At 39.4% G+C, this 18,527-nt stretch carries 19 protein-coding genes and 1 tRNA gene; 2 read left to right on the top strand and 18 right to left on the bottom strand.

The features are described 5' to 3' along the window. Nucleotides 1–149: 149 nt before the first annotated feature. From tuf to HMPREF2877_RS01965, 10 genes are all read right to left on the bottom strand, one after another. On the bottom strand, nt 150–1,346 hold the full coding sequence (tuf, locus tag HMPREF2877_RS02010) for an elongation factor Tu (RefSeq protein WP_002890213.1): 1,197 nt from the start codon (nt 1,344–1,346) through the stop codon (nt 150–152). Nucleotides 1,347–1,582: 236 nt separating this feature from the next. Beyond that, a complete protein-coding gene (gene ftsW, locus HMPREF2877_RS02005; protein WP_045771944.1) occupies nt 1,583–2,863 on the bottom strand; it encodes a cell division peptidoglycan polymerase FtsW in 1,281 nt (426 codons plus the stop codon). 260 nt (nt 2,864–3,123) lie between these two features. Then, entirely contained in the window at nt 3,124–3,540 is a 417-nt protein-coding gene (locus HMPREF2877_RS02000) for a F0F1 ATP synthase subunit epsilon (RefSeq protein ID WP_002890211.1), read from the bottom strand. 12 nt (nt 3,541–3,552) lie between these two features. Next, nucleotides 3,553–4,959, bottom strand: a complete 1,407-nt coding sequence (gene atpD, locus HMPREF2877_RS01995) for a F0F1 ATP synthase subunit beta (RefSeq protein WP_002885994.1) — start codon at nt 4,957–4,959, stop codon at nt 3,553–3,555. Between the two features lie 76 nt (nt 4,960–5,035). Next, nucleotides 5,036–5,914 (bottom strand): F0F1 ATP synthase subunit gamma, encoded by an 879-nt coding sequence (locus HMPREF2877_RS01990; protein WP_002886026.1) that lies wholly within the window; start codon nt 5,912–5,914, stop codon nt 5,036–5,038. Between the two features lie 18 nt (nt 5,915–5,932). Then, the gene (atpA, locus tag HMPREF2877_RS01985; protein ID WP_070578434.1) at nt 5,933–7,438 is read right to left on the bottom strand and encodes a F0F1 ATP synthase subunit alpha; all 1,506 of its coding nucleotides are present in this window, start codon (nt 7,436–7,438) and stop codon (nt 5,933–5,935) included. 15 nt (nt 7,439–7,453) lie between these two features. Further along, the gene (locus HMPREF2877_RS01980; RefSeq protein WP_002885901.1) at nt 7,454–7,990 is read right to left on the bottom strand and encodes a F0F1 ATP synthase subunit delta; all 537 of its coding nucleotides are present in this window, start codon (nt 7,988–7,990) and stop codon (nt 7,454–7,456) included. After that, entirely contained in the window at nt 7,990–8,487 is a 498-nt protein-coding gene (gene atpF / locus HMPREF2877_RS01975) for a F0F1 ATP synthase subunit B (RefSeq protein ID WP_014634008.1), read from the bottom strand. Before atpF ends, HMPREF2877_RS01980 begins: the two co-directional genes overlap by 1 nt. 20 nt (nt 8,488–8,507) lie before the next feature. Beyond that, entirely contained in the window at nt 8,508–9,215 is a 708-nt protein-coding gene (atpB, locus tag HMPREF2877_RS01970; protein WP_002885921.1) for a F0F1 ATP synthase subunit A, read from the bottom strand. Between the two features lie 32 nt (nt 9,216–9,247). Next, nucleotides 9,248–9,445 (bottom strand): F0F1 ATP synthase subunit C, encoded by a 198-nt coding sequence (locus HMPREF2877_RS01965; RefSeq protein ID WP_002890193.1) that lies wholly within the window; start codon nt 9,443–9,445, stop codon nt 9,248–9,250. Nucleotides 9,446–10,306: 861 nt separating this feature from the next. Between HMPREF2877_RS01965 and HMPREF2877_RS01960 the strand changes: the two genes are divergently transcribed. Next, the gene (locus HMPREF2877_RS01960) at nt 10,307–11,482 is read left to right on the top strand and encodes a peptidoglycan bridge formation glycyltransferase FemA/FemB family protein (protein WP_004183079.1); all 1,176 of its coding nucleotides are present in this window, start codon (nt 10,307–10,309) and stop codon (nt 11,480–11,482) included. A gap of 383 nt (nt 11,483–11,865) precedes the next feature. Here the strand turns inward: HMPREF2877_RS01960 and HMPREF2877_RS01955 are convergent. From HMPREF2877_RS01955 to HMPREF2877_RS01925, 7 genes are all read right to left on the bottom strand, one after another. Then, nucleotides 11,866–11,936, bottom strand: a tRNA-Thr gene (locus HMPREF2877_RS01955). 57 nt (nt 11,937–11,993) lie between these two features. Next, nucleotides 11,994–12,347 (bottom strand): arsenate reductase family protein, encoded by a 354-nt coding sequence (locus tag HMPREF2877_RS01950; protein ID WP_004183081.1) that lies wholly within the window; start codon nt 12,345–12,347, stop codon nt 11,994–11,996. 34 nt (nt 12,348–12,381) lie between these two features. After that, complete coding sequence (locus HMPREF2877_RS01945; protein ID WP_070578431.1) at nt 12,382–12,876, bottom strand: methylated-DNA--[protein]-cysteine S-methyltransferase; 495 nt, start codon at nt 12,874–12,876, stop codon at nt 12,382–12,384. Between the two features lie 55 nt (nt 12,877–12,931). After that, nucleotides 12,932–14,110: a 3-phosphoglycerate dehydrogenase family protein gene (locus HMPREF2877_RS01940; RefSeq protein WP_070578428.1), complete on the bottom strand. Its 1,179-nt coding sequence runs from the start codon at nt 14,108–14,110 to the stop codon at nt 12,932–12,934. A gap of 18 nt (nt 14,111–14,128) precedes the next feature. Further along, a complete protein-coding gene (locus HMPREF2877_RS01935) occupies nt 14,129–14,686 on the bottom strand; it encodes a GNAT family N-acetyltransferase (protein WP_045768722.1) in 558 nt (185 codons plus the stop codon). 12 nt (nt 14,687–14,698) lie between these two features. Further along, nucleotides 14,699–15,793 (bottom strand): 3-phosphoserine/phosphohydroxythreonine transaminase, encoded by a 1,095-nt coding sequence (gene serC, locus HMPREF2877_RS01930; protein ID WP_014632766.1) that lies wholly within the window; start codon nt 15,791–15,793, stop codon nt 14,699–14,701. Nucleotides 15,794–15,947: 154 nt separating this feature from the next. Then, nucleotides 15,948–16,841 carry an ROK family protein gene (locus HMPREF2877_RS01925; RefSeq protein ID WP_070578425.1) on the bottom strand — a complete coding sequence of 298 codons (894 nt, stop codon included), beginning with the start codon at nt 16,839–16,841 and terminating at the stop codon, nt 15,948–15,950. Nucleotides 16,842–16,956: 115 nt separating this feature from the next. Between HMPREF2877_RS01925 and HMPREF2877_RS01920 the strand changes: the two genes are divergently transcribed. Then, nucleotides 16,957–17,352: a lactoylglutathione lyase gene (locus HMPREF2877_RS01920; RefSeq protein ID WP_002884456.1), complete on the top strand. Its 396-nt coding sequence runs from the start codon at nt 16,957–16,959 to the stop codon at nt 17,350–17,352. Nucleotides 17,353–17,394: 42 nt separating this feature from the next. On the opposite strand, the gene HMPREF2877_RS01915 is transcribed toward HMPREF2877_RS01920, so the two are convergent. Further along, nucleotides 17,395–18,294 carry an SPFH domain-containing protein gene (locus HMPREF2877_RS01915; protein WP_004183097.1) on the bottom strand — a complete coding sequence of 300 codons (900 nt, stop codon included), beginning with the start codon at nt 18,292–18,294 and terminating at the stop codon, nt 17,395–17,397. Nucleotides 18,295–18,527 lie beyond the last annotated feature (233 nt).

The following is an 18,527-nucleotide window of genomic DNA, read 5'->3' as shown; positions in this document are numbered from 1 at the left end:
TTTATTGTGCACTTATATTGTATATTCAAGATCTAAAACACCTCAAAAATATAATATTACGAGTATTTTTAAACACCAAAAAGAGCCGAGTAAACTCGACTCTCTCAATTATTGTCTGACGAATAATTGTATTGGGAACTTAATATTAATTAAGCTTCGATTTCAGATACGATACCTGAACCAACAGTACGTCCACCTTCACGGATAGAGAATGTTGTACCTTGTTCAACGGCGATTGGGTGGATCAACTCAACGTCGATAGTCACGTTATCACCAGGCATAACCATTTCAGTACCTGCAGGAAGTTCGATTGAACCTGTTACGTCAGTTGTACGGAAGTAGAACTGTGGACGGTAGTTGTTAAAGAATGGAGTGTGACGTCCACCTTCTTCTTTAGAAAGGATGTAAACTTCACCTTTGAATTTAGTGTGTGGGTTGATTGAACCAGGTGCAGCCAATACTTGACCACGTTCGATTTCATCACGTTGGATACCACGAAGAAGAACACCGACGTTATCTCCGGCAATACCTTCGTCAAGTTGTTTACGGAACATTTCAACACCAGTAACAACTGCTTTTTGGATTTCTTCTTTAAGACCAACGATTTCAACTTCGTCATTAACACGAACAACACCACGGTCGATACGTCCTGAAGCAACAGTACCACGACCAGTGATTGAGAATACGTCTTCGACTGGAAGCAACAATGGTTTGTCTGTGTCACGTTCTGGTTCTGGAATGTATTCGTCAACAGTGTTCATCAAGTCCATGATGATGTCTTCGTATTTAGAATCACCTTCAAGAGCTTTAAGAGCTGAACCTTGGATAACTGGAATGTCATCACCTGGGAAATCGTATTCTGAAAGAAGGTCACGGATTTCCATTTCAACCAATTCAAGCAATTCTTCATCGTCAACCAAGTCAACTTTGTTCATGAAGACGATAAGGTGTTTAACACCAACCTGACGTGAAAGAAGGATGTGCTCACGAGTTTGTGGCATTGGTCCGTCAGTAGATGCTACTACAAGAATCGCACCGTCCATTTGAGCGGCACCAGTGATCATGTTTTTAACGTAGTCCGCGTGTCCTGGCGCATCGATGTGAGCGTAGTGACGTTTTTCAGTTTCGTACTCAACGTGTGCAGTGTTGATTGTGATACCGCGTTCACGTTCTTCTGGAGCAGCGTCGATTGAAGCATAGTCTTTTGGTGTGTTAACTGCGCTAGGAAGACGACGAGCCAATACAGTTGTGATAGCAGCTGTCAAAGTAGTTTTACCGTGGTCAACGTGTCCGATTGTACCAATGTTAACGTGTGGTTTACTACGATCGTATTTTTCTTTTGCCATTTAGGAAAAGCCTCCAATAAAATATATTTTATAGATAGACAGTAGGCAATACAGTCTAACTTTACTCTACTATTCTATCAAAATGTCATAGAATTGCAAGTATTTTATATAGTTTTCAATTTTTCTTTAGGGTAATCACAATATTTCTTTCGGTATTTCTATTTCAACTACTTCTACAAGCTTTTAGTATTACCTTTACTAATGCAAAACGCTATCAAGTAAAAAAAGAAGCCGAATTAACGACTTCTTCTTAAAGGTACAATTTTTTCATCTTGATTTTGCATTTCTTGAGTCTGAGATAACTCGTCCTCAATAGCTTGAACAATATTATCACGCTTTTCGTTGGCAGCAATATTTAAAACAAAAGCAATCCCAACAGAAGTTACCAAAAGCGAGTTCCCACCTTGTGAAAGGAAGGGGAAGGTAACCCCTGTTGATGGGATTAGCCCTGAGATTCCTCCGATGTTAACGAAGACCTGCATTAGCATGAGAGCTCCCACACCAAGCGCCATCATAGAGTTAAATGGATTTCTGGCCTTAACTCCCACAATCATAATACGAAGAATGAGGAAAAAGAGGAGGGCCAGAATCAAGCCGGCTCCGATAAGACCTAATTCTTCAATAACAATCGAAAACACAAAGTCTGTTGTAGCTTCTGGTAAATAACCAGTTTTCTCAATTGAATTTCCAAGCCCGAGACCAAACCATCCTCCATTACTCATAGCATAGTATGAATGAGATAGCTGAAGACCAGATCCTGTCAAATCCTTGAACGGATTAAAATATGCTGCGAAACGCTTGGCAACATATCCAAAGATAGGTACCTTAGCCATGGTTTGAACCCCAACCAAGGCAATTAAGCCTAGGAAGGCCGACGAAATCCCTACAATACTGGCAAATAAGGCCGTAAACCAACGGTAGCCAACACCAGAAATTGAAAACATCACTACTGTAGTCAATACAATGATAGCCGCATTCCCCAAGTCAGGTTGGATAGCAACCAAACCGATCATACCAAGCAAATAGACACGCCAGTCATTAAGTTCCTTACCATTCCTAGGAATCCATCTATTCTTCGTCAGGGCTTGGTAGTCATAACGTTCTATGGCAGACTGTTTTTTTGAAAAGGTGTGTGCCAAAAACCAAACAACAATGATCTTAAGGTACTCCGCTGGTTGGAAAGACAAGGGACCTAGCACAATCCAACCATTGGCACCATTGATTTCCCTGGTGAAAAATTTGGCAATGACCAAAAGTAAAATCTCAAAGGCAATAACAACACCCAAAAGCTTATCTTTCCTGAGAAAGTTCAATTTCAGTCGGTAGATGAAAAAAATAGAGAACAAGGATAGCAACCAGAAGCCTCCTTGGTTCATAACAGATGCGAAGGGATTAGCCCCCAAGGTTACTAAACGAGCACTCGTTGTTGAATACACTACTATTAAACCAACCACGGATAAGATTAAATAAGGTATCAAAATGGTGTAATCTAAAAGATGCTTCTTTTCAATTTTCATATCTTTAAAAAACTCATACTTTCTATTACGTTACTCTACATTTTCTCTAAAAATATAAAGCTAACAGCTTATATTATAACACTTTGATACCTTAAACTAAAGCAAAAGCTAAATTAACCGTTTTCAGGACTAGAAATCTGATTTTTTATCTTACCTTCAGATAGGTTTTACAATGAGCTTTCTTTGATAGGCTTGCTGATTCTCATGTTTTCTCTTACGACAAACAAAAAACAAGACCTAAGTCTCGTTTTTTATTTGTCTTATTTTGTACCGACACTGATACGATTAAGTGCTCGACGGAGAGCAACCTGAGCACGTTGAACTTCATCAATACGGTCAGATTTGGTTGCTTCTTCCAAGTCACGTTCGGCACGTTGCTTGGCACGTTCGGCACGAGAAACGTCAATGTCGCGTTCACGTTCTGCTGAATCGGCAACGATAGTAATAAAATCATCTTTAACTTCGATGATACCACCGTTTACGGCAATCCAATCGACGTGACTCTCGTCATCCACACGACGAACCTTGAGTTCATCCACTTCAAGTGGCGCAATCAAGTTAATATGGCCTGGCAAGATACCAATTTGACCATCTTTAGTAACCGCGTGGATAAAGCTGGCATGGTGGTCATATTTGAGACCATCCGGAGTTACCACTTGTACGGTCATTTGTGCCATATCTTCACCTCATTAGTAGCCCATAGCTTTAGCTTTAGCTACTACATCCTCAATTGGACCTACGCTACGGAAGGCATCTTCTGGAAGATTGTCATATTTACCTTCAAGGATTTCCTTAAAGCTACGAACGGTTTCAGCAACTGGAACATAAGAACCTGGTTGACCTGTAAACTGTTCAGCAACGTTGAAGTTTTGTGACAAGAAGAATTGGATACGACGAGCACGTCCAACCAATGTTTTTTCTTCGTCTGACAATTCATCCATACCAAGGATAGCGATAATATCTTGCAATTCACGGTAACGTTGAAGCACACGTTGAACTTCAGTCGCAACAGCATAGTGTTCTTCACCAACAATTTCAGGTGAAAGGGCACGTGAGCTTGATGCCAATGGGTCAACGGCTGGGTAAATACCCATTTGTGTCAACTTACGTTCAAGGTTGGTTGTTGAATCCAAGTGAGCAAATGCTGTAGCTGGCGCTGGGTCAGTATAGTCATCAGCTGGAACGTAGATGGCTTGGATAGATGTAACAGAACCTTTTTTAGTTGATGTGATACGTTCTTGCAATTGACCCATTTCAGTAGCAAGTGTAGGTTGGTAACCAACGGCTGATGGCATACGACCTAGAAGGGCAGAAACCTCAGAACCTGCTTGAGTGAAACGGAAGATGTTATCGATGAAGAGAAGCACGTCTTGACCTTCAACATCACGGAAGTATTCCGCAATTGTCAAACCAGTAAGCGCAACACGCATACGTGCTCCAGGTGGTTCATTCATTTGACCGAAGACCATGGCTGTTTTCTCAATAACGCCAGATTCTTTCATTTCCCAGTAAAGGTCATTACCTTCACGTGTACGTTCACCAACACCTGTAAACACGGAAATACCACCGTGCTCTTGGGCAATGTTGTGAATCAACTCTTGAATAAGAACGGTTTTACCAACACCGGCACCACCAAAGAGTCCGACTTTACCACCTTTAAGGTAAGGGGCAAGCAAGTCGATAACTTTAATCCCTGTTTCAAGGATTTCAGTAGATGTTGACAATTCATCGAAAGTTGGTGCTTTTTTGTGAATTGGTTCACGCTCTGCATCGTCTGCAAAAGGTGCTTCCAAGTCAATGGTATCACCAAGAACGTTAAAGACACGTCCAAGGGTATCTTTACCAACAGGAACGCTGATTGGACGTCCAGTGTCCAGAACTTCTAGTCCACGAGTCAATCCATCAGTAGATTCCATGGCAATGGTACGAACCACACCTTCTCCAAGTTCAAGAGCTACTTCGAGCACGATACGTTTAGACTTTTGTTCATCAGTATAAACGACCAATGCATTGTTAATCTCAGGAAGTTTATCACCAGCTGCAAACGCTACGTCTACAACAGGACCAACAACCTGAGCAATTTTGCCTGAGCTCATTGTTTTCTCCTTATGATAGTTTTCTGGATGACAATCATCCTTTTTTCATGTGTGTCTAATTAAGACAAATCTCTAGCTATTCAAGTGCACTTGCACCGCCAACGATTTCAGTAATTTCCTGAGTGATGGCAGCTTGACGCGCACGGTTATATTGGATTGTCAAATCGTTAATCACATTCTTCGCATTATCAGTGGCTGTCTGCATTGCAGTCATACCAGCTGCGTGCTCAGCTGTTTTGGCATCTACGATAGCACCGTAGATAAGACTCTCAGCATATTGCGGTAAGAGTTGATCCAAAATAGTGTCACGATCTGGTTCCAATTCAAACTTGGTCAACACATGACCTTCTGATTCATTGGGATCCAAATCAGCGATAGGAAGCATTTGTTCCACACGAACCTCACTAGACAAACTGTTGACATGGTGGTTGTAGCACACATAGAGTTCATCAAAAAGTTCATTTTGATACATTCCTACTGCTTTAGAAATGATTTTTCCGACTTGTTCAAAACTAGGTTGATCTTCAAGGCCACGAAGTTCAAAAGCAACATTCATGTTACGAGCCTTGAAGAAATCTGAACCTGTTCCACCAATAGAAATGATAGCATATTCATCTTCAGAATCATGGTCACGTTTAATCATGTCCAACACAGCTTTAAGAATTGTTGAGTTATAACCCCCAACTAGTCCCTTATCTGAAGTAATGACAATGTAACCTGTCTTACGGACTGGACGTGCGTCCAACATTGGATTTGACGAACCATTAATCAATTCTGAATGTAGAAGATCTGTTGTGATCTGTCTAATTTTTGAGGCATAGATTTGGAAATCTTTAGCAGCTTGCTCAGAACGTGTCAATTTTGATGCAGAAACCATTTGCATGGCTCCTGTAATTTGACTCGTTTTCTTTGTTGAAGCAATTTTTGCTTGGATTTCTCTTAGAGAGCCTGCCATATGCTGTCCTCCCTATTTCTATTTATATTCTGACTGATCTTTGAAAGCTTGGATAGCTTCATTAAGTACAGATTCCTCAGGAAGATCCTTAGTTGTACGAATAGTTTCAAAGATATCCTCATGGTGACCATCAAAGTAGTCATAGAGTGCTTCTTCAAAATCCAAGATTTGATCAACCGGAACACTATCCAAGAAACCGTGTGTCAAAGCGTAAAGGATAACAACTTGTTTCTCAACTGGAAGTGGTTTATGAAGCGGTTGTTTCAAAACTTCGATTGTACGACGACCACGGTTCAATTTCGCTTGAGTCGCAGCATCCAAATCTGAACCAAATTGCGTAAAGGCTTCAAGTTCACGATATGAAGCCAAGTCAAGACGAAGTGTACCAGCAACCTTCTTCATCGCTTTAATTTGCGCTGATCCACCTACACGTGATACGGAAGAACCCGCATCAATGGCTGGACGAATACCTGAGTTAAACAAGTTTTCTTGCAAGAAGATTTGTCCATCTGTGATTGAGATAACGTTTGTTGCGATATATGCTGAGATATCTCCGGCTTGCGTTTGGATGATTGGCAAGGCAGTAATTGAACCACCACCAAGATCATCCGAAACTTTAGCTGAACGTTCCAAAAGACGTGAGTGGAGATAGAAGACATCCCCTGGGTAAGCTTCACGACCTGGTGGACGACGGAGAAGCAATGAAAGTTCACGGTAGGCCACGGCTTGTTTAGACAAATCATCATAAACAATCAAGACGTGTTTTCCGTTATACATGAACTCTTCAGCCATTGCAACACCAGCGTAAGGTGCGATGTAAAGCAATGGTGATGGTTGTGATGCTGAGGCAGTCACAACGATTGTGTAATCAAGAGCACCATGTTTACGGAGAGTTTCTACTTGTGTACGAACTGTTGATTCTTTTTGACCAATAGCCACATAGATACAGATCATATCTTGACCTTTTTGGTTCAAGATCGCATCAATGGCTACTGAAGTTTTACCAGTTTGGCGGTCTCCGATGACCAACTCACGTTGACCACGTCCAATTGGAACCAAGGCATCAATCGCCTTAAGACCAGTTTGCAATGGCTCAGAAACTGATTTACGTTGCATAACACCTGGAGCAGGTGTTTCAACTGGACGGAAACCTGTTGTTTCGATGTCACCAAGACCATCAACTGGCTGCCCAAGTGGGTTTACTACACGACCAATAAGGGCTTCACCAACTGGAACTTCCATGATTTTTCCAGTACGTTTAACAATATCGCCTTCACGAATTGCTACGAAATCCCCCAAGATAATGATACCAACATCATTAGATTCAAGGTTTTGGGCCATACCATAGGCACCATTTTCAAATTCGAGCAACTCACCACTCATGGCATTATCAAGACCACGAGCACGTGCGATACCGTCACCGATATAGGTAACGACACCAGTTTCAGTGACGTCAAAGTTTGGCTGGAAGTTTTCAATTTGCTTTTTAATTAAAGCGCTAATTTCTTGTGCGTTAATTGCCAAAAGTCACACCACTTTCTATTTCAAATTCGTTTTAAAGGTTTGCAATTGACTGCGAATTGACGTGTCAACAACCTTATTTTTTGCTTTGATGACGAATCCTCCGATGAGGTCCTCATCAATTTTTTCTACTAAACGACGTGTCTTAATCTCAAATTTTTGTGAAACAATCGCCAAAAGTCGGGCTTTTTGTTCCTCAGACAAGGGACTTGCTGATGTCACTGTGACATCGTAAGTATTGTCTTCTTGGTCAAAGAGCTCAAGGACCAATTTCAACACATCATAGAGAATGTTGGCACGGTCATTGAGTAAGATTACCTCAAGAAAATTGTTCATATACACTGAACAAGACTCTTGAAACAAGCTCAAACTTTCTTTTTTAGCTTCACTTGTCACATTTTCCTGCGACAAGAAGGTTTTTAGATTTGTTTCAGCAAAAACTGTTAGGATTTGCCTTACTTCTTCTTGGATTGTTGACACGGCGTCTTGTTCAAAAGCGACTTCTACCAGGCTTCTGGCATACTGCTCAACAAGAGCTTGTGTTTTCTTATCCATTAAGCATCTCCTAATTGATCAAGATAGCTATCAATCAAGTCAGATTGCGCTTTAGCATCAAGGTTTTGTTTCATAACTTTTTCCGCCAAGAGGACAGTCAAGTCTGCAACTTCACCTTTAACGCCAGCAAGTGCTTCCACACGGCTTTGGGCGATGTCTTGATTTGCTTTTTCTTTCAAGCGTTTAGCTTCATCATGTGCTTCTGCAATGATTTTTGATTCTTGAGTTTTACCAGTTTCCTTGGCCCCATCAATAATTTGAGCTGCCTCAGTGCGGGCACCTGCCAACTCATCTTGACGTTTTTGTGCCAAGCTTTCTGCTTCTTGACGAGCATTTTCAGCACTATCAATATCTGTGGCAATTTTCTTTTCACGAGCAGCAAAGATTCCTGTAATTTGATCCCATGCGAATTTACGGATGAGGTAATACAAGAGAAAAACTGAGCCGAGTGTGATAATGATATTACCAAGTGTCGTACTATTAATAAGTATTGACATTTCATTTCTCCCTTTCTTAGTTATTCTTCGTTGACTTTATCACCAATATAGTTTGAACTTAGGATAATAAAGACATAGGCTTGGATAAAGCCGATAAAGGCTGAAAAGGCAACCCAGACAAGGTTCAAAGCAAAGGATACAGGTGCTGCAAAAGCAGACCAGGTCACCAATTGAAGAATCAAGCCAGTAAGTACCTCACCAGAATAAATGTTACCAAACAAACGCAAGGCCAATGAAGCAAGGTTGGTTAATTGTTCCAAAATGTTCATTGGGAGCATAGCTGGGTATGGTGAAAGGTAGCCCTTTAGATAGCCTTTAAACCCTTTTTTACGGATCCCCTCAATATGACTAATGAGGGTAATAATCAAAGAAAGAGTGATAGTAACACCGAAGTTCGATGTTGGAGAAGTCCAAAAATTGTAATGCTCACTTTTTACAGACACAAGCAAACCTAAGTTGTTTGCTGTAAAAACAAAGGTGAAAATTACAAACAAGAGCAAACTATAATTCTTCGTGAATTTCCCAAGACTTTGAGAAATGGTACTATTCACAAACTCATAGATGAACTCAAGCACATTTTGTTTTCCCTTTGGTTTAATGGTCATCTTACGACTTGACCAAAAAACCACTCCAAAAACGATAATTACTGTCAAGAGAGACATGGCAAGGACAGTCAAGTCAAAATCAATCCCAAATAATGAGACGGTTGGATTACTTGTAGTTTCCACTGCTCATCCCTCCTTCATCTTTTATTTGTCTATTAGACAATGTAGCTAAGGGCAAACAATACGAAGAAGGTACCTTCGATAAAGGCAACACCAGTAAACATCAATGTTTGAAGTTTGCTAAACATCTCAGGTTGGCGAGCTGCAGCTTTAGCGATATTGGCAACGAGGATACCCTCACCAACAGATACACCCATAACGGCCAAACCGAGGGCTAAGATAGTTAGATTCATAGTAGAATTCTCCTTTTAATTTTTTTTTTACCCTGTTATTTTAGTCCTATTTTCCACGAAAGTCAACGAATTGATGGTTTTTTAGACGTTTTCACTGACTTTGCCTAACGTTTTCACTAAATTTGCATAAGCGCTTACTTTTAATGGAAAACTGATCTGTTTATTACAAAAAACAAGCCTAACTACTATGGTAGGTTAGACTTGTTTGGGAAATTTATGAAAAAAAGAAAGTTTCACTGTCTGACTCAGCGTCAGAGGTGTGAGTTCTACCGAACCATGTTCAGCAATACTTATTAGGATGATTATAGTGTAGCTTGGGTTGCTTAAAGAAAACTGAAGGAAAGCTGATTATTTTTTTCAAATTGCTCCATTATTTCTTTTAAAAGTCCTGCTAACTCCAAACGTAGGAGACACTACTCCGACACTTTTTAATATTGGTATCGATCTATATCAAATGATTAACTTATCAATAATCACCATTGATGTTGCTTCTTTCCTTGAATAAAATAAACACTAATATTATCAGATGTTAGACGACTTACCCAACCTTTATTTTTATAGCCTAGGAACAACAATACCAACCCTTGGAGACTTTGTATTTTTCATAAAATGACGTGTATAAAACGGTAACTCGTCAGATTTAACAACTTCTGTTGTTAAAAAAGCTTCTGCTATCTTCCTTTCGTTGTCAACGATAGAATCTGGAAGCTCACTGTACCTAGATTTATATAATGTAAAATTACTAGACTTTATCATTCTGTGATTATAGTCAATTTGAAACACAGATAGTTTGAAGCATCTGAACTTATTTTTGTTATAATATTTTATATAACTATTTACTTGTAATCGAAAGGAAATAAAATGAGTTTTACAATTTTGAAAGAGGAAGAGTTTACATCTTTCATAGAAAAATGTAAAGAACATTCGTTCATGCAAACAGTATCAATGTCTAATCTCCTAAGAAAAAGAGGATTCGAGACTAAGTTTTTAGGTTGGAAAAGTAATAATGAAATTACTGTTGCTGCTATTGCTTTCATGAAGCATTTGACTGGAGGAGTCAGAATAGAAATTAATAGTGGTCCATCGTATACAAATGAATCCGATTTAAAGAGTTTTTATCATGAATTACAACTTTTTGCTAAGAAACAGGGAGCTCTAGAATTGGTTGTGAAGCCAGACGACACTTATCAGACATTTGAAATTGATGGAAAGCCTACTGAACCTGAGAAAACAGAATTAATTTCTACACTAACAGATCTTGGCTACAAATTTGATGGTTTACAGGTAGGCTATCCTGAAGGGGAACCAACTTGGCATTATTTGAAAAATCTTGAGGGCTTTGATGAAACATCTTTATTAAAATCATTTAACAAAAATAGCGTCAGAAACATCAAAACCGCTCTCGACTATAATGTTATTGTTCGCAAAATAAATAAAGGTGAAATCCCAGAATTCAAAAAGATTATAGAAGAAACCGGAAAAAGGCAAGGGTTTGAAGATAAAAGTTTAGATTATTATACAGATCTATATGATGCATTTGGTGATAACGCTGATTTCTTGGTAGCAGAGTTAGATTTTGAAAAAAGCTTAGATCACATAAATAGTAAACTTACCTCACTGAACCCTAAGAGCAAACAGTATGAGCAACAAGCTCAAAAATTGAATAAACAAAAACAGATCATTTCAGAGCTCAAACAAAAAATTAATACAGAGAAGATACTTCTTGCTTGTGCTTTAATACTATATACACAAGATCAGGCCACCTATCTATTTGGAGGTTCCTATACAGAATTTCAAAAATTCTCTGCTGCTTTCTTAATTCAGTATCATGCCATGAAATGCACTTTGAAGAGAAATATTATGAGTTATAATTTCCTTGGAATTACAGGCGTGTTTGACGGCTCTGATGGAGTTCTACGATTTAAACAAAACTTTAACGGTTATATTGTTCGTAAGATGGGAACCTTCCGTTATTACCCACAACCTTTAAAATACAAACTTATCCAAGGACTTAAAAAGCTTCTTAAACGTTCTTAGTTTAAAGAATACTGTTTGCTATTCTCTCCTTGAAAATAAACACAAAATTCTAATACAACAAAAAGTCATCATATGATGGCTTTTTGTTGTATTAGAATCGACGTGAGATTATTCTCAATAGTCATAATCACCCGTCTAACAGTTAATTTGCTTAAACGCTATAAAACCAAATACCGACCAGTGCCCAAGCATTTTCTTCAAATCTTAGTGCACTTGACTCGTCACAAACTCTCAAAGAAGAATTCGCAGTACTTAGTATTATCAGTAAAGCTTTCAATACACTCTCGCATAATAGGTGATTTATTTGTCTCATACCTTCGAAGCGAGACAAGCTTAAACTCACATAAAAAAAATCCAACCCTAAGGCTGGACGCTATCACAGATGCCACCACCGAGAATTGAACTCGGAACGGAGCATTACCATTGCTCTATTATACCATTTAACTATAGCGGCAACTATTTTAATCTTACCATACTTCTATTTACTGTGGCAAGATTTTTTGCTTATTTTTTATAAATTTAAGTCTTGGTAAGGCGTACGGTAACCAACCTGTAAAACCTTACCATCTTTAATCAAGATAGGACGTTTAATCAACATACCATCTGAAGCCAAAAGTTCAACAGCTTCATCAAGGGATAGGGTTGGCAACTTATCCTTTAGACCTAGAGAGCGGTAGGATTGACCACTCGTATTAAAGAATTTCTTAAGTTCTAAATCTGACCCTTCCAAAAGCTCTTTTAAAAATTGAGCCGAAGGTGGATTTTCCTTAATATTAATAGATTCAACATCTAAACCTAATTGATCGAGTTCTGCCTTTGCCTTACGACAAGTGCTACATTTGGGATATTCATAAAAAATGTACATAATTTTCTCCTTTTTTCTAGCATAAGATATCTATCTAAGGATTGTCAAACCTAATGCCTTCTAAATGAAGTAAGAAACGCTTGGCGTCTTCTCCTGCAACATATTTTCCTATATGACCACTACTAGGAAGAACCCGATGGCAAGGGACCAGAATCAACCAAGGATTCTTACCAACAGCAGTTCCTACGGCCTGTGCCGATTGACATAAAATCACTTTACCAATCTGACTATAAGTTCTGCTCTCCCCCACAGGAATGTCCCGTAAAGCTGACCAAACCTTTAGCTGAAAGGTTGTCCCTCTATCAGCTAGAGGGAGGGTATCTGGACTTGGATGATCACCTTTAAAATAAGCCTCTAACCAATTCTTGGTCATTTTCAAGATAGGATTTGAGGTGTCTACTAGCTCCTCTTCCCTGATTCCTGACTGAAAATGTTTTTGCCCCTCCAACCAAACACCATAAAGCGCTTGGTCACTTGCCACCAAGCACAAGCGTCCAATAGGAGATAAATAATACTGACGATAAAGCATGTCTTTATTATAACAAAAAAGACAGGAATCTCTTGTTCCTGTCAATTAACTCTTATTATTTACCTTTAATCAAACGCACACGAACGATATTGTCACTAGCTTCAAACTTAGCAACCAATTCATCAATCTTAGACTTGTCTGTTTCATCAAGGTCAAGAAGTGTATAGGCATAGTCGCCCTTAGAACGGTTGATGATATTATCGATATTGATATTAAAATCAGAAACCGCAGTAGAGATACGAGCCACAATATTAGGCACGTTTTTATTAATCAAAGTGATACGGTATGGGGCACTCAAGGCCTGTTGCACACGTGGGAAGTTAACAGAGTTAACAATTTCACCTGTTTCCATGAAACGACGGATGGTTTGACCAGCCATAATCGCACAGTTAAGTTCTGCTTCACCTGTTGATCCACCAACGTGTGGGAAGACAGTCACATTAGGTTTGTTGAGAAGATCTTCTGTACCAAAGTCTGTGATATAGCGTTTAACCACACCTGTTTCCAAAGCATCAAAGAGGGCATCATTATCTACCAACTCTGCACGGGCAAAGTTAATGATAGTTGTCCCTTTTTGCATGAGGTTAAAGGCATCCGCATTGAAAGTACCTTTTGTATCTGGTGTCAATGGAACGTGAACAGTGATATAGTCACAGTTTTCAAAAATCTCTTTAAGATCAGAAACACGTTTTACATGGTGAGAGATATTCCAAGCAGCTTCAATAGAAACATATGGATCGTAACCATAGACCTTCATTCCCAAACGGTAAGCATCATTGGCAATACGTGCACCAATAGCACCGAGCCCGATAACACCCAATGTCTTACCAGTAATCTCGCTACCAGCAAACTGTTTCTTACCTGCTTCAATTTGTTTAGGAACATCGTCACCACTAAGTGTGTTAACCCAAGCATTGGCTGCAATATAGTCACGTGCTGAGAGTAAGATAGAGGCCAAAACAGCTTCTTTAACAGCGTTAGCATTGGCACCTGGAGTATTGAAGACAACAATCCCTTTTTCAGTTGCTTCGTCAACTGGGATATTGTTAGTACCTGCACCAGCACGCGCAATAGCTTTCAAGTTGTCAGGGAAGACAGTATTATGGAGATTTTGACTACGAATGATATAGGCATCCGGATTTTCCGCTAAATCACCATCAATTTGGAAATGATTTCCAAGTTCTTTCAAACCAATCTGGTTAATATTGTTATACGTTTTTACACTAAATACCATAATTTTATTCCTCTTAAATCAATGTATCCCGTGGTGAGCTGCTTCATCAAGTTCTTGATAGAAGGCTTTCTCTCGCTTAGTTTTGATTTTCTGATAAGCAAGACGTTCACCATCAATAGGAACCTTGCCACAATAGACATAGCCAAGTTTCTCCAAAATATGCTGCATGACAGTATTCTTTTCATGCGTATCGCAACGGAAATCATGGGCATCCGTTCCCTCAATAAGGCCTTGAATGAAGGTTTGAGCAATGCCCTGACCCGTAAATTCACTTAAAACGGCGATTCTATGAAAAGTAATATAGCGCTTATTGTGGTGTTTCCAGTCCCCATCATAGATTTTGTCGTAAGCAGGGTCTCCATCAACAATCACCGCAGCATAAGAAACGATTTGACCATCAACAATTCCTACATAGGCCTGCCCACTAAGGACATCGTCAAAGATAGTTTCTTCAGTAGGGTAACCATCAGCTCCTTGCCATTGGGTACTCCCCGCTTCTGCTAAAGCAGTTCTAGCACTCTCAATCACAGTCATGATAGCCCCAATTTCATTTGGGAAGGCTTGTCTAATTTCCATCTCTTTACCTAATTATTTATTTTCGGCTTCAAATTTCTTCATAAAGTCAATCAAGTCAAGTACACCCTGACGTGGGAAAGCGTTATAAACACTAGCACGCATACCACCTACTGAACGGTGTCCTTTGATATTCTTGAAACCAAGAGCATCTGCTTCTGCTACAAACTTAGCATCCAACTCTTTACTTGGTGTTACAAATGGGATGTTGCAGACAGAACGATCCTTGGCATCTTTGACAGGATTTGTGTAGAAATCAGATGATTCAATATAATCGTAGAGAAGACCTGATTTCTCACGTTGAATTTCAGCCATCTTGTCCACGCCACCAATTTCATTTTTAACCCAGTCAAAGACGAGTTTTGAAATATAGATGTTGAAACATGGTGGTGTATTGTAAAGTGATCCTGCTTCAGCTTGAATACGGTAATCCAACATGGCAGACAATTGTGGTTGGTCGTTAAGGAAGTCTTCACGAACGATAACCACTGTCACCCCAGCAGGTCCAATATTTTTCTGAGCACCCGCATAGATAAGGGCAAAGTCCTCAACATTGTAACGAGCAGCCAAAATATTTGAAGACATATCAGCTACAATTGGCACACCATTAGTATCAGGTAAATCGTAGATAGATGTTCCTTCAATGGTATTGTTCGTTGTCAAGTGAACATAAGCAGCTTCTGGGTCAATTGTTGCTGGGTCAAAGCTTGGGATGTGATCGTAAACAGTTTCTTCTGAAGAGGCCAAAAGAATTGGTTCAAAAGGAATAGTTTTTGAAAGTTTAACAGCTTCTGTATAAGCTTTTTTACCCCATGAACCACCTACAAGGTAGTAAGCTTTCTTACCTTGAGCGAGGTTAAGTGGGACCATTGTAAATTGTGTTGAAGCGCCACCTTGCAAGAAAATAACCTTATAGTTATCTGGAATAGCCATGAGCTCACGAAGTGTCGCTTCCGCATCTTTAACGATTTTGTCAAATTCTGGAGAACGGTGGGACATTTCTAGCACGGACATACCGGAATCTTGATAGTTAAGCAATTCAGCTTGGGCTTTTTCAAGCACTGGTTTTGGTAATGTAGCAGGTCCTGCTGAGAAATTATAAATTGTCATAAAGACACCTCCAAAATTTTAATGGTCCTATTATAGCGAATTTTCTGAATATTGTAAAGTGTTAACAGTAAAAAACGAACGGGATTAACCGCTCGCCTCAAAAAAGTTAGGTATTTTATGTATATTCTTATCAGTAATTGATTTTAGTATCCGTTTATTTTTGCTTAAGAAAATAGGCTGCCCCAATTAGATTAGCTCCATTATGATGATGACAAGCAACAATCTCGGGACGTTTAATAATTTTACCGATAAAGTCAATCTCATGGTGAACCTTATCAAACTGGCAGTTGACCTCCTCGATAAGAATCGGCTGGGCTGAAATGCCACCTCCAATAACAAAGGTTTCCATATCAAAGATGGTTTGAAGATTCAAAATGGTAATGGCTAGGTTACGGCAATAGTTTTCAAAAAGTGAATAGACTGTTTTATCTCCTGCATTTATGACCTTAAATGCGGCTAAACCATCCTTTAAATCTGAGTTACCTAGCACTTCATTTACCTTGGTAATTAAACCGACAGCCGACAAAGTCATGCCTCGCATCAATGAAGGATCAACTTTTTCCATTTGAACTGGTAAAAGAAAGGTCAACTCACCCGCTTGAAAGTGACTTCCTTGAAAAAGTTTACCATTAATAATGAATCCACCACCTAGACCTGAACCCAAAACAAGGGCTGCACCATTGGTCACTCCTTGCAAATGACCTGTGGCTAGCTCTGCCAAGGCTGCTGCTTTACCATCATTAAGAGCCATTACAGGCAGATGGTACTTGGCTTCGAGGACCTCTTTAATACGAAAGCCGTGAAAGAACCTCAATAAGCCACCATGATAAATGACACCTTCCTCAGTATCAACTGTCCCTGGAACACTAATTGCAATACCTGATAGGTCTGATTCAACTGAAGTAACTATCTGATCAATCACGTCAATGGCTTGTTCTAAGTTTTGTGGGGATGACTGCGTCGGCAGACTCTTTTCAATGGCAAACCGCTCTGAGACAAGTGCTGACTTCACCTGTGTTCCCCCAAAATCAATCGCTAAAATCGTCATAAGCATCCTCCACAAATTGTTTTTCGTCATTATAACACAAAAGAACAAAAACTAGAAAAAACGGTTCCAAAATGCTATCATAATCTTACAGAATTAGATAAAAGGAGTATCTCACATGACTAAATTTCTACACACTTGTGTCCGTGTCAAGGACCTAGAAGCCTCACTTAAATTTTATAAAGAAGCTCTTGGTTTCAAAGAAGCTCGTCGCAATGATTTTCCAGAATATAAATTCACCCTTGTCTACTTGCAACTCGAAGATGATCCTGATTACGAGTTGGAATTAACCTACAACTACGACCATGAAGCTTATGATCTTGGGGATGGATATGGTCATATCGCCGTTGGTGTTGATGACCTAGAAGCTACACACCAAGCTCACAAAGAAGCTGGCTATACTGTCACAGACCTCTCAGGTCTTCCTGGTAAACCAAAAATGTACTACTTTATCACTGATCCAGATGGCTATAAGATTGAAGTTATTCGTTTGACGCAATTCCTAGAAAAATAAATCAAAAAAGTCAGATCGTATAGATCTGGCTTCTTTTTGTGCTTAATTTTTATTATCTGTCTTTAAGGCTGACAAAATTTGGGTACGAATATCATCCACACCGTTTGGATTATTTGGCAGGAATAAGGTTTGATTGCCTTTAGCCGCAAAAGTATTAAGCGTATCTAAGTATTGGTTAGTCAAAAGAATAGACATAATCTGCTCTTCAGACATACCCACATTGGCCTCTTTAAGTTCTGCGATAGATTCAGCCAATCCATCAACGATTGCCTTACGTTGTTGGGCAATACCGACCCCGTGAAGACGATCTTTCTCAGCTTCGGCTTCAGCTGCTGTGACAATCTTGATCTTATCAGCTTCTGCCAATTCTTGAGCTGCGACACGCTTACGTTGAGCAGCATTGATTTCGTTCATAGACTGTTTAACTTCAGCATCTGGTTCAACTTTGGTAATCAAGGTCTTAACAATGATATAACCATAAGTTGTCATTTCTTCGGCCACTTGGTGTTGAACCTCAAGGGCAATTTCATCCTTCTTCTCAAAGAGCTCATCAAGTGTCAATTTAGGAACTGATGAACGGAGAGCATCCTCAATGTATGATTTAATTTGAGCTTCTGGACGCATGAGTTTATAGTAAGCATCTGTTACATTTTGCTCATTAACACGATATTGAGTAGCCACATTCATCATGACAAAGACATTGTCCTTTGTTTTAGTCTCAACCACAATCTCACTTTGAAGCAAACGTAGTTGAATACGAGCGGCAATTTTATCGATACCAAATGGTAAACGCATATGAATCCCACTCGTTGCAATTTTTTGATAACGTCCAAAACGTTCGACGATAGCCACTGACTGTTGACGTACAACGTAAAGCATACTGATGAGAATTCCCAAAATAATCAGGAAGGAAAACAGTAAAAAGAGAAGTGCTGCTTGCATGTTAAGTCCTCCAAAATAAACATAAAAAACTTCTTTGCTTTATTATAGCACAGTGATACAATTTTTCAAAAAAAAAATAGTATAGCTCGTTCGAAATAGTATAAAAGAGACACTTTCTTTATCGCTTATGTGTTAGCACTCCTAAAAAGTTGGAAGCTCCTGTCAATCGAGAAAGTTGTACGCAACAGGCGAGACTTTTCGAAGTCAAAACCACCCGTGAGAACGGGTGGCTT

Source organism: Streptococcus sp. HMSC072D03 (genome assembly GCF_001812855.1).
Lineage (GTDB): Bacteria > Bacillota > Bacilli > Lactobacillales > Streptococcaceae > Streptococcus > Streptococcus salivarius_D.
This window is presented reverse-complemented; position numbering and strand designations above follow the sequence as displayed.